The sequence below is a fragment of the Paractinoplanes toevensis genome, from assembly GCF_018332695.1.
Classification (GTDB): domain Bacteria; phylum Actinomycetota; class Actinomycetes; order Mycobacteriales; family Micromonosporaceae; genus Actinoplanes; species Actinoplanes toevensis.
This window is the reverse complement of the sequence record NZ_BOQN01000007.1, coordinates 1-10042: the sequence shown is the minus strand read 5'-3', so window position 1 is coordinate 10042 and position 10042 is coordinate 1. Positions and strand designations below refer to the sequence as shown.

At 67.6% G+C, this 10042-nt stretch carries 24 protein-coding genes; 12 read left to right on the top strand and 12 right to left on the bottom strand.

Going from position 1 to position 10042, the window contains the following annotated elements; genetic code table 11:
• Positions 1-207: 207 nt before the first annotated feature.
• The 12 genes from Ato02nite_RS02885 to Ato02nite_RS02830 form a co-directional block, all read right to left on the bottom strand.
• Positions 208-498, bottom strand: a complete 291-nt coding sequence (locus Ato02nite_RS02885; protein ID WP_213004767.1) for a hypothetical protein — start codon at positions 496-498, stop codon at positions 208-210.
• The gene (locus tag Ato02nite_RS02880) at positions 498-695 is read right to left on the bottom strand and encodes a hypothetical protein (protein WP_213004766.1); all 198 of its coding nucleotides are present in this window, start codon (positions 693-695) and stop codon (positions 498-500) included. Before Ato02nite_RS02880 ends, Ato02nite_RS02885 begins: the two co-directional genes overlap by 1 nt.
• Positions 692-940 (bottom strand): hypothetical protein, encoded by a 249-nt coding sequence (locus tag Ato02nite_RS02875; RefSeq protein ID WP_213004765.1) that lies wholly within the window; start codon positions 938-940, stop codon positions 692-694. The genes Ato02nite_RS02880 and Ato02nite_RS02875 overlap by 4 nt, the downstream gene beginning before the upstream one ends.
• A 163-nt stretch (positions 941-1103) precedes the next feature.
• On the bottom strand, positions 1104-1481 hold the full coding sequence (locus Ato02nite_RS02870) for a hypothetical protein (protein ID WP_213004764.1): 378 nt from the start codon (positions 1479-1481) through the stop codon (positions 1104-1106).
• 23 nt (positions 1482-1504) lie between these two features.
• Positions 1505-1966: a hypothetical protein gene (locus Ato02nite_RS02865; protein ID WP_213004763.1), complete on the bottom strand. Its 462-nt coding sequence runs from the start codon at positions 1964-1966 to the stop codon at positions 1505-1507.
• Entirely contained in the window at positions 1966-2226 is a 261-nt protein-coding gene (locus tag Ato02nite_RS02860) for a hypothetical protein (protein WP_213004762.1), read from the bottom strand. The genes Ato02nite_RS02865 and Ato02nite_RS02860 overlap by 1 nt, the downstream gene beginning before the upstream one ends.
• A 69-nt stretch (positions 2227-2295) precedes the next feature.
• Complete coding sequence (locus Ato02nite_RS02855) at positions 2296-2445, bottom strand: hypothetical protein (protein ID WP_213004761.1); 150 nt, start codon at positions 2443-2445, stop codon at positions 2296-2298.
• On the bottom strand, positions 2442-2615 hold the full coding sequence (locus Ato02nite_RS02850) for a hypothetical protein (protein WP_213004760.1): 174 nt from the start codon (positions 2613-2615) through the stop codon (positions 2442-2444). The genes Ato02nite_RS02855 and Ato02nite_RS02850 overlap by 4 nt, the downstream gene beginning before the upstream one ends.
• Entirely contained in the window at positions 2612-2839 is a 228-nt protein-coding gene (locus Ato02nite_RS02845) for a hypothetical protein (RefSeq protein ID WP_213004759.1), read from the bottom strand. The genes Ato02nite_RS02850 and Ato02nite_RS02845 overlap by 4 nt, the downstream gene beginning before the upstream one ends.
• Entirely contained in the window at positions 2836-3180 is a 345-nt protein-coding gene (locus Ato02nite_RS02840; protein ID WP_213004758.1) for a hypothetical protein, read from the bottom strand. The genes Ato02nite_RS02845 and Ato02nite_RS02840 overlap by 4 nt, the downstream gene beginning before the upstream one ends.
• Positions 3177-3914: a hypothetical protein gene (locus Ato02nite_RS02835; protein ID WP_213004757.1), complete on the bottom strand. Its 738-nt coding sequence runs from the start codon at positions 3912-3914 to the stop codon at positions 3177-3179. Before Ato02nite_RS02835 ends, Ato02nite_RS02840 begins: the two co-directional genes overlap by 4 nt.
• A gap of 208 nt (positions 3915-4122) precedes the next feature.
• Complete coding sequence (locus Ato02nite_RS02830; RefSeq protein ID WP_213004756.1) at positions 4123-4566, bottom strand: hypothetical protein; 444 nt, start codon at positions 4564-4566, stop codon at positions 4123-4125.
• Between the two features lie 125 nt (positions 4567-4691).
• Here Ato02nite_RS02830 and Ato02nite_RS02825 point away from each other — a divergent pair, with 125 nt between their 5' ends.
• The 12 genes from Ato02nite_RS02825 to Ato02nite_RS02770 all read left to right on the top strand — a co-directional run.
• Positions 4692-4937, top strand: coding sequence for a helix-turn-helix domain-containing protein (locus tag Ato02nite_RS02825; RefSeq protein ID WP_213004755.1), 246 nt, complete (start codon positions 4692-4694; stop codon positions 4935-4937).
• Between the two features lie 120 nt (positions 4938-5057).
• Positions 5058-5672, top strand: coding sequence for a helix-turn-helix domain-containing protein (locus Ato02nite_RS02820; RefSeq protein WP_213004754.1), 615 nt, complete (start codon positions 5058-5060; stop codon positions 5670-5672).
• A 260-nt stretch (positions 5673-5932) separates the two neighbouring features.
• Positions 5933-6751 (top strand): zinc finger domain-containing protein, encoded by an 819-nt coding sequence (locus tag Ato02nite_RS02815; protein WP_213004753.1) that lies wholly within the window; start codon positions 5933-5935, stop codon positions 6749-6751.
• A complete protein-coding gene (locus Ato02nite_RS02810; RefSeq protein ID WP_213004752.1) occupies positions 6748-6936 on the top strand; it encodes a hypothetical protein in 189 nt (62 codons plus the stop codon). The genes Ato02nite_RS02815 and Ato02nite_RS02810 overlap by 4 nt, the downstream gene beginning before the upstream one ends.
• 265 nt (positions 6937-7201) lie before the next feature.
• Positions 7202-7552, top strand: coding sequence for a hypothetical protein (locus tag Ato02nite_RS02805; protein ID WP_213004751.1), 351 nt, complete (start codon positions 7202-7204; stop codon positions 7550-7552).
• Positions 7549-7929 carry a hypothetical protein gene (locus Ato02nite_RS02800; RefSeq protein ID WP_213004750.1) on the top strand — a complete coding sequence of 127 codons (381 nt, stop codon included), beginning with the start codon at positions 7549-7551 and terminating at the stop codon, positions 7927-7929. The genes Ato02nite_RS02805 and Ato02nite_RS02800 overlap by 4 nt, the downstream gene beginning before the upstream one ends.
• Positions 7930-7960: 31 nt before the next feature.
• A complete protein-coding gene (locus tag Ato02nite_RS02795; protein WP_213004749.1) occupies positions 7961-8272 on the top strand; it encodes a hypothetical protein in 312 nt (103 codons plus the stop codon).
• Positions 8273-8319: 47 nt separating this feature from the next.
• Positions 8320-8601 carry a hypothetical protein gene (locus Ato02nite_RS02790; RefSeq protein ID WP_213004748.1) on the top strand — a complete coding sequence of 94 codons (282 nt, stop codon included), beginning with the start codon at positions 8320-8322 and terminating at the stop codon, positions 8599-8601.
• A complete protein-coding gene (locus Ato02nite_RS02785) occupies positions 8598-8897 on the top strand; it encodes a hypothetical protein (protein WP_213004747.1) in 300 nt (99 codons plus the stop codon). The genes Ato02nite_RS02790 and Ato02nite_RS02785 overlap by 4 nt, the downstream gene beginning before the upstream one ends.
• Entirely contained in the window at positions 8894-9106 is a 213-nt protein-coding gene (locus Ato02nite_RS02780; RefSeq protein ID WP_213004746.1) for a hypothetical protein, read from the top strand. Before Ato02nite_RS02785 ends, Ato02nite_RS02780 begins: the two co-directional genes overlap by 4 nt.
• A gap of 11 nt (positions 9107-9117) precedes the next feature.
• Positions 9118-9564, top strand: a complete 447-nt coding sequence (locus Ato02nite_RS02775; RefSeq protein WP_213004745.1) for a hypothetical protein — start codon at positions 9118-9120, stop codon at positions 9562-9564.
• Positions 9557-10042 (top strand): hypothetical protein (locus Ato02nite_RS02770; protein WP_213004744.1); only part of this gene is annotated, 486 nt, incomplete at its 3' end. The genes Ato02nite_RS02775 and Ato02nite_RS02770, both read left to right, overlap by 8 nt.

The window sequence follows — 10042 nt, the reverse complement described above, 5'->3', positions numbered from 1 at the left end:
GGCCGCCGGCCACGGAACCTGCGTGCCTTGATCGCGTCGGCTGTAACTGTGGTGGGCTGCCCGTTGTCGGGTCCGAGGTCGTCGAGGGTCACGGTGCCTGCCTCGCGGTTCACCTAGGTCACGTAGCCCCAGTAGGTACCGGTGCTCGGCGTGTAGATCTCGATGCGGTCGTCGACGTCCAGATCGTCTAAGTCCATCGCGTTCTCCTCAGTCGTTGTCGCGCAGCCAGGCAAGGAACAGCTCACCCGCCGGGCCCATCTCTCGGGCCGCAGGAATGCCCGCCTCGTCGTAGGCATGCACCGTCACGTTGTCGTCCTTGACGGTGATGTCGAAGCCGCCGTCGAACGGGCTGCCCTCCTCCCGGAAGGGCGGATAGCCAGCGGCGGCCAGGTCGGCGTGCAGGTTGGCCGTCTTCCAGCCGCCGGAGGTCTCGCCCTCTTCGTCGATCTCCTCGACACGGCCGTCCGGGAACACCAGGAACGCGCGCTCAGTCGTCATCACGCCCCCTGCTTGTAGTCGATATAGCAGTGCAGCATCACCGCAGCGGCATCCGAATCGGCACCGACCGGGCCGTCCAGGCTGACCGGGCGCACCGCCTCCATGACGTCGTTGCCGTTGTCGTCGATCACGCGGCTGTCGCCGAAGCCAGCACGCTCGATCTCGGTCAGGGCGGCGATCAGCTCGCAGAGCTTCATGAGGTCTCCTCGTTCTCGGCCAGCCACTTCTCGCCGGCCTCAGTCAACCGGTAGTAATCGTCCTGCCCGGCAATCTGCTGGGTCGGCGTGACGAAATGTGGGGCGATCAGGCCGTTGACCACCATGCCGCCGAGGACATCATCGGCCAGAATCTCGCCAGCGCCTTCAGGTCCGAACGTCCACGTGCGGGACTGGGCCTTGCGCGCGTAGGCAATACGTTCGGGAGTTGGCTCCAGTGCGGTCACCGGTTGAGCTCCCTACGGTCTCGCCAGTCGACGCCTTCCCGCAGGTGGGTGTTTAGCGCGTCTTCACGAGACCAGTGGTCGAGCTCGTGGGCGTGAAGGTCGTCGCGGGTGGCGAACTGCCGGGTGCACTGGCCGTCCCAGTCGCAGTTGTACGGCTCCTCCATCACGCCTCGACCCGGATCCGGATCGGCTGACCGAGGATGACCCCAGCCCAGCCGCCCTCCGCGAACACAACCTTGAACGTTTCGAGGATCGGCCGGTTGTAGGTGTCGACCGAGGCGACCGTGCCGGCGCCCAGCAGCGTCCACTCCCCTGCCCAGCGGTGCGGGTCGGACCAGAACGCCGGGTCCTCGGCCGACTCGACGACGATACTCTTGCCGATCATCGCCTCGACGTCCTGCGGCTTCCAGGCCATGATCTGCTCGTGGTTGTGGATCTGCGCCGGATGCGCGCTCTCCGGCCACCCGCAGGTGACGTCATCCGCCTGGTAGTCGCAGGCGCCGCCGAAGTAGGACCCGAAGTTGGGGTCAGAGCTGCGCACGAAAACATGGTCACGCGGCGCCATCACGCCTCCTTCGTAAGTCGCGGGTCGGAGGTGAGCGTCCACGTCTTCGCGCCCGTGTACGTGGAGCCGATCGTGCAGACCTCCCCGTTGGCGACCAGCCGCATGACCGAAGGCCGGACCCGGGTCACACTCACCCCGATCGCGTCTGAGATCTCCCCGACCGACTCGCACGGCTGATCCTTGCGAACCAGTTCGTCGAGGCGGGCACGGACGAGAGCATCCACGTCGCTGTTCGCCGTCATGTCCTTGAGCGCCTGCTCCACCCCGACCTCCCCGATCAGCGCGTTCAGCTTCTGTACGTACTCGACGTCGCCGGGCCGGATGTTGATGCCGTACGCCCGCCACAGCGACCGCAGCTCACGGTCCACCTGCTCGCTGCCGGTGTGCATCTCCTGGGCGAGGAAGCCGATCGAGGAGGCGATGTCGGCCTGCTGGGATGGCGACAGGGTGCGCAGGTGCATCACGCCTCCACGTTCGCCAGCGCCAGCTCGCCGGCATCGGTGATCCGGGCGGTCCCGGCCGCGCGGGGCTTCGGCGGGTGCACCAGCTCGCGGCCCACGAACGACGTCATCCGCGACCCGGTGACCGTCTTGTGGGTGCGGGTCTCCGGGTCCCAGCGCTCCCACAGGTGGCCGCCGCGGGCACCCGGCGAGTAGGAGACATGACCAGCCTGGACGGCGGTCAGAAGCTTGCGGTCGGCGGCGGTGAGGGTGTCAGCCATGGTGGTTATCGTGCTCCGTTCGAAGTTGGGGTGGGGCGCCGTGCGGGGGACTCGGCGCCCCGGTCTAGGTCAGGCGGGCTTGACGGTGTCCGGGTCCGGCTTGGCCGCGTGTGAAGCAACCGCGACGTGCCGCCAGTACGGATCCTTGATGCCGGCCAGGTGCTCGATCGGGCCGTGGCAGGTCGCGCACTCGGCGGTCAGGTCGATGTGCTCGCTCACTTCGCCTCCTCGGCGTAGATCACGGTCGGGAAGCCCTGCGCCACGAACCAGTCGTCGAGCAGGCAGACGATGTCGTTGCTGCTGCCCCCGCTGCGGTGCTGTTCGAGGACGTCGGCGTACAGCTCCAGGACGGCCTCGGTGGTGACGTCGGCGGGTAGGTCGTCGCTCATTGCGCCACCTCGCAGTCGATGATCCCGCCCTGCTCGAACAGGTCCGGGTCGTGCAGCTGCCACAGGTGCACGTGGAGCAGCTGGTTGCAGTGACCGCAGCGCGGACCGGACTCGTCGGCCGGGTAGTAGCCGTAGTGGACGTCGGCGACACGGTGCACGCGGGTCAGGGAGCCCAGGTCGGCTTTGATGTCGGCGCGGCGGTCGGGGTCGAGGAACAGGTTCACGGCCGCTCCCCCTTGATGTTCTTCACGAGGTCCGCCGTCAGCGTGACCGTGGCTCCGACTCGAATGGCCTCGCGGACCATGGCGTCGCGAATGCCGGAAGGAAGGTCACTTAAGAGGATCTTTTGGATGAACCGGTCCCACCCTCGGCACACACTCGGGTACCGGTTGCCACTCCGGCCGAAGATGTACCCGCCTCGCTCCTCGCAGCCAACAGCCAGTGCAAGCGACCGGAGTACGTCGGTCGCCTCCTCGTGCTGGTGATGGATGGAAAGGCCGGCAACGCCGCGCAGCTTCTCCTTCGAGTCGATCTCAACAACCATCCCCCCGTCGTCGGTGCTCACGCGGCCACCTCGCTCCGGTACGGCGCCAGCTGCTCGACCCGGAACGTCAGCGCGGTGAACTTCGCGCGCTGCTTGGTGGGCTGGCCGCCGATGCGGGCGTGCAGGGACTTCAGCAGCGTCCACGGCTGCCGGGGCAGGGTCCGCACGGTGATCGTGCCGTCGCCGTTGTCGACACCGTGGCGGATCGCGTCCAGCTCGGCCGGGGTGGGGTCCTGGCAGTGGATGCGGCCCTTGGTGAAGTCCCGGCGGGCGGTGGTGGCGTAGGCGTCCAGGGTGGCGCTGTTGTGGCGGCCGAGACGCTCGTCCTCGTAGTCGATGCACGCCTGGCAGGTGACCTCGCGGAAGACGCGGGTGACCCGGACCGGGCCGGTTGCGCCGCAGGGGATCGGGTTGGGTTCGCGCCGCAGGTGGATGACCTCGTCGGCCTCGGCCTTGTACGCCTCGGCGAGCACCTGGGCGACCTCGGCCAGTACCGCGTTGTTGCGGCTCTGGTAGTCGGCTTCGATGTCGCGGGCCAGTTCACCGCTGATCAGCCGGGCGCGGATGTCGCTGCACTCGTTCGCGGCGAGGGTGGCGTCGTGGTGGCCGGCGCCCAGGCCGGTGTATTCGTGCAGGCCGTTGCGGACGCGGCGGGTGTAGCCGCCGTCGACGGTGCGGGTGAGTCGGATCGTCACGCCGTTGACCTCGGTCTCGATGAAGCCGTGCGGGCCGAAGGGGTCGGTAGTCTGGTTCATGGCTGGCTCCTGGTTGCTCAGGTGCTGGCTGCGGGTTCAGGTCGTTTGCGCGGCCTGTTCCCTTGGCCCTGGCTGGAGTTGGTAGCTCCGGCTGGGGCCTTCTTGCTTACATGGCAAAGGCTAACCAAGTTGGCAAGGTTTGGCAAGCCAAAATGGCAAGGCTGCGCGGACGGGTAATCCCTGACTATCCGAGCGAAGGACGGGCCGATCAGCCCTGCGACACGCCTGCGGAAGTTGGCGGCAGAAGGCCAGCCTCGCGGGCGCGACGCACAAGATTCGCGGCAGCCGCAGGGGTCAGATTCATCCGTCGGCCGACCTCTTTTGTCGGTCGCTCCCCCGCCCGCCACGCCGCCAGGTAGATCTCCGCAGCCCGCCGCAGCCGCTTCACCGTGGCCGGGCGCATGCCCTCCACGACCACATCTGCAGGTAGCTTGACCTGCGGAATGTGGTCGAGCGCCTCGCGGTCCTCAATCATGATCTCGGCGAGCTTCAGATCCCGGAGCAGCGACGTCGTGACCGCAGGGGCACCGTCGGAAATCGGGTCCAGGTGGAGGCCCGCAACCTGGGGCCGGCCATTCACGCGCGTCCAGATCAGCGTGAGCTGGTATGGGCCACCCTCGGGGTCTGGCCAGCGACGTCGGGTTTCCTCCACGCGCGCACCGTAGGGGCAGCGGCCGGTGCCGAACAAGCATCGCGAAGATCTTCAAGCGTGTTGAGCAGGCAGGAACTTACTTTGTGTGATTGACACAGCTCTGCCAACTTGGCAACATGTAGGGCATGACTGAAGACCAACGGGAGATGCTGCTGCAAGCGGCAATCCGGTACGCCCGGGGCGGTCGCGGTCGCATCATCCGGGAGCAGGCCAAAGTGCCGCAGCAGGAGATGGCCGAACTCATCGGCGTCACCACCTCATGCCTCTGGCGGTGGGAGACAGGCAGGCGCCGGCCGCGCGAGGGCGCCGCCGTCCGCTGGGCGCAGCAGTTGATGCGGCTCGAACTCGTCCACACCGAGAACGCCGCCTGACAAGACGAAGCGAGCCGGGCCCGCCAAAGACCCGACTCGCCAACGACCTCGAAAGGCCCCAACTCTCGTGAGCCCAGACTACGACGCCGACGCGCAGCGGCGCGACAGCAGCAGGCTGTCGTGATCCGGCCCGATGACGAGGAGAAGCCGTTCATTGCCCGCTGGAACATGCTCGCCCGGATCCTGCTTGTCGAGTCGTCCGTCAAACACATCGCACGAGCCGCCATGGACTACGCCGACTTCGACGACGGATCGAACTGCCGACCCAGCAACGAACGCCTCGCCCGGGAGACCGGCTACAACGAACGCACCGTCCGGTTTGCCTGGTCGGCGCTACGCGGACTCGGCATGGCGGAACGCGTTTCTCGCGGCACGTCCTATCTGCGGCAGGCGGACGAGTACTGGCTGCAAATCCCGGAACACTGGGCGAACTTTCCGATCCTCGGCCCGCATGGCCGGAAGTTCACCTGCCTGGGCTGCGGGAAGCTGTTCAACCCGGTCGGCAACTGCTCCGTCAACGAGCTACCGACGGACGCGCCGGGGGCGGACATGGTCCGCTACGACATCGCCAAGATGTGCTTCTGCCCGGCGCCCCGCAAGACGAAGGGCCGCGACGACGCATCCTGCCTCGCCGGGTGGAACCAGGCGCAGAGGAAAGCTGGTTCGCCGCTGTGGAATCAGCTTGGTCTGGAGCGCTGGAAGCTGTTTCGTCAGGCGCGTGCCGATGACTGGTGAGTACCGGAAGTCACTTCCGGTACCGGAACTCAGATCCGCGAGTACCGGAAGTGAGTTCCAGGGGTAGCGGAAGTGAGATCCGGCAGTACCGGAAGTCAGTTCCACCCACCTACTCAGTTAACCAACTCATACGAACTACTCAATAAGACCGATCCCCGCGCTCACTTCGTTCGACGCGGGCGCTCTCAAAATTCCGAAGATCGCAGCGACGAGATACGCCCCTCTGTTCTCGATGCGCCTTTGACTTCGAAGGGAACCGAATGACCACCGCGATCGATACCCGGACCGTCGCCCTCACCTGGCAGTCCTACGACGGCAACGAGCTCGTCACCCGCACCGTTCCCGTCCTGCCCGACGGCGCCGCCGACCTGGCCGCCCGCTTCGCCGAGATCCCCGGTATTCGCAACCCCCGCATCGACACCACCCGCACCGTCGAGCTCGGCGACGTCCCCGCCCCGCGCTACGGCTGGACCGAGGACGAACGCCACGAGGTGCCGATGTTCGCCACCGGCTACGCAGCCCTGGCCGTGCGGTGCCCCAAGTGCCAGTCGCCCGGCGGGATGTCGTGCACGTCGACCGGAGGCGGCAATCGGGCCACGGTCGTCACCCACAAGGCCCGCTTCGATCGGATCGCCGGCTGGACGAACGCCGTCCAGGAACACGCCGTCCTGCTCGTCAAGGCGGTCGGGCATCACGGCTGGGGTCGCTCCGACCTGTTCGCCTGCTTCGAGGCCGCCGCCGCCCCGATCCCGGTCAAGGCCGAGAAGGCACCCACCCCGAAGGGGGTGCGGCTGAGCGAGAAGCAGTCCGAGTACATCGAGATCGCCGTGCACTACGACCCGGTGGGCGTTCTGTCCTGCCCGACCAGCCACCTGCACGGCGAGCACGAGATCCGGCAGTCGATCCTCGCCCTCGAAGCGAAGGGCATCATCGAGTGGACCGGCTACAGCGACGACGGCTACTCGCGCAACGCCCGCCTGACCTCGTTCGGCTGGCAGGTGTACCGGCAGCATCGACTGATCATCCGCAGGCTCGACGAGGCCGAGGTGGACCGTCGCGAGGCGGAGGCGGCCCGATGAGAGTCGAGGACCAGCACCGCTTCGAGGTGTACGGCGCAGGCGATGAGACCTACGGCGCCGTCGTTATCAAGTGCCGCTACTGCGCCGACTGGCAGTACGAGTACGACACCACCGTGGAGGCGTTCCAGCTGGCGGATCTGATCGACGCCGCCGCCGAGCACCCTGACTGCCGGAGGAAACCCTGATGACCACCGAGAAGACGGCGCCCACCTACAACCGCTGGGCCTGGCCCACGTTCAACCCTGCGTACCAGGTTGCCCGATGCGGCCAACTGTCAGCTCACGGCCCGGAAGTCGTGGAGCACGGACCCGACCAGCCCCGCAACTGCCCCGGCACGGGCAGGTGGGCGGAGTGCCCGCGCTGCTCTGAGCTGGTCCCCGTCCTCTTTGCTGACGAGTTGGCCCGGCATCAGGTCGACGGCCAGTGGTGCGAGGCGGAGGCGAACGGGCGATGACCACCTCGACGATCCGCTTCATGAACTGCGACTTCGCCGGCTGCACCGCGCAGGCGCCGAAGCCGCACGGCGAGGGCTACATCGCGGACCGGCCCGACGGCTGGACCGACGCGATCTACACGCACGGCTGTCCCGACCACGGAAACGCGATCGCCGCGCACAAGGCGAGCGTCACCAGCGAGACGCGCGGACGCGGCAGCCGGGAGAAGACCACCTGGTACCTGAGGTGCGAATGCGGATGGCGCCCGAACCCGAACTACCAGTCGCACTCGACGGATTGGCTGAAGAAGGAGCACCTCAAGCACCTCGCCGCCGCGACCAAGACGGAAGCCAAGTCAACCCGATGACCCCCGTTGAGCGGTTCATCATCCGCCACGCCTGGGCCCGGTACGCCTTCGTCGTCGTCGGCTTCCCGATCGTCGCCGTGGCGGACCGAGTGCGCGGCATCTGGAACCCGGCTGGGCGATACACCCTGCGGAATGCGCTCACCTGGGCACGCGAGGGTGGAACGCCGGGAGAGCAGCCGGCAAGGGCCGAACCTGCACCTATGTCCCCGCGATGGGGTGGCCCGCCGGCTCCGATGGGGCCCGTCGAGGACTGGCCGTGGGGTCAGGAGCCAGGCGAATGGATGCTCGACCCGATGGGCCTTCTGGCTGGTCCGCTCGCCAACCCGGAGGGCTGGATCGCTGCGCACCGCAGCAACATCGACGGCGCCTCCCGCTGACCCCGCCCCGCCTTGACCTTGAGGAGATGAAGTGACAACCACGATGACCCTGCAATGGGAACCCCTTCACCACGAGAAGACCGAGACGGTCGAGCGGTCGGTGAAGCTGACCGACGCCCCGGACATCACCTGGAAGCGCAAAGCCAAGTACGGCCCCGCCCACGGGCGCCCCTACTCGATCCGCTTCAAGTTCACCCGCTACGGCAACGGCCCGTGGATTCCCGACATCACGATCTACGCCCAGCGGCCCGGCATTCCCGTCGGAGACTGGTTCAGCCCGCGCGCCGTGATCGACATGCCGGAGTGGCTGGCCGACCTGATCACGGAAGCGACCCCGGCGTGACCCCCGATCAACGCCACGAGCTTCCTGATCCGTGGCAGCTGTACCCGATGCCTGCCGAGCAGGTCGCCGCGATCCAACGGCACATCACCCGCCAGGCGGAAGCGGCTGTGACACGGGAACGAGACCGGCTGCTGGGCTTGCTCGCTGACGCCGCTGCCGGCCGCCGCGAGTACGCCATCAACGCCCCTGAGGATTCCGCCCTGGTGCTGGAAAGCGAGGCCAGCCAGCTGGAGACGGTGGCCCGGCTGGTCCGGGGCGACATGTCCGTGATGACCGCGTGGTTGCCGTCGTGGCGGTGGACGCCCGAGATGTGCGAGGAGATCCGGTGAGCATCACCGAACACCAGCCGATCGAGGGCTACGACTTCATGCCGCCCGGCTGGTGCGGTGCGTGTGAAACCTGCTCCCCCGCGCCGACCATCTGCGGCGCCTGCTCGTACGACCTCGACGGACACCCCCTCGAACCCGTCACCTGGCCGTGCGCGTACGGGCGGCAGGTGCGGATGGTCGAACACGGCCGGGAACTCCTCGCGGGCTACGACTGCCCTGACCACCCCGGGGCGCTCGACGAGGCAGAGGGGCATATCTGCCGTTTGCGTCCGATCGAGCAGTGGAGCAGCCGATGAGCGACAACCCCGTCATCGCCGCCCGCCTGCTGTTCGATCCCGCCCTGGTCGTCGTGTGCGCCTGTGGCAGGCCGATGACCGTCGCCCTCCGGGAGGCCGGCGGCCCGTTCGGCGACGAGGGACCGCTTGACGGCTCGCGCGGCGAAGCCATGGTCGAGCGTCGCTGCGAGCCCTGCAACGTCCTTGTCGATATCGGCATGTACGCCTGAAAGGACCCCCGATGACCGACCTGCAACCTCACGACCTGCTCAACCGGGCCACCGAACTCGCACCCGTTCCCGACGGGGACAACACCAGTTCGGTTCCGTGGATCCGGCACTACGCCGCCGTGGCCCTGGCCGCGTTCGGAGCCTTCCGCCTCGCTGAGCACACCGACCCCGGCCCGAACCTCGGCTATCTCGCCCTGCTCGGCACGGCCGCTACAGCCGCCATGACCGCCCTGTCCGTCATCGACGAGGCCGCCCCTCGCGCCCTGTGGGAGTTGAACGCGGAGGGCGGCGAGATGAACGGGGAAAGCGTCGAGCACCTTGCTGACGTGCTGGAACGCCACGGCATCAACCCGGCGGATCTGTACCCGTGGTTCGAGGCCGAGGACTTCACCGCGACGGCCCGCTACCCACGGCTGGCGCTGGCCCGCACCGTCATCCGGGAGCACAACCATGCGTGACCTGTACATCCTCGAAGCCGAACACGACGGCCTGCTGATCCGGACCGGACCGCACACGATCGCCGAAGCCATGGCAATCGTCGACGAGCACCTCGTGCCGCGTGGCTGGCAGCACCGCTACCGGCCGCTCATCCCCCTCGACCAGGCGCTGCGGCACTTCAATTTGGGTAACGAACCCGGCCGGCCGATCCTGGAAGCCGACTTCTTCGTCGCCCTGCGCCGGGCCGTCCTCGCCGACCCCGAACACGACGGCCTGGAAAGCGACTACATCACCGGCCTGCTCGCCCACGTCGACCCGCACCGGCCGATGCAGCTGTATAGCGCCGACGAGGAGCACCTGCTCGGCGAGTGCGACTGCCCACGAGACGAGCACGGCGTGTGCCCCAGCATGGAGCCGGCCGATCGGATCTGCGTCACCTGCACGGCGATCATCGACTCGAATACCGAGTTCGGGCCGTGGTTCGGTCCGTCGGTGATG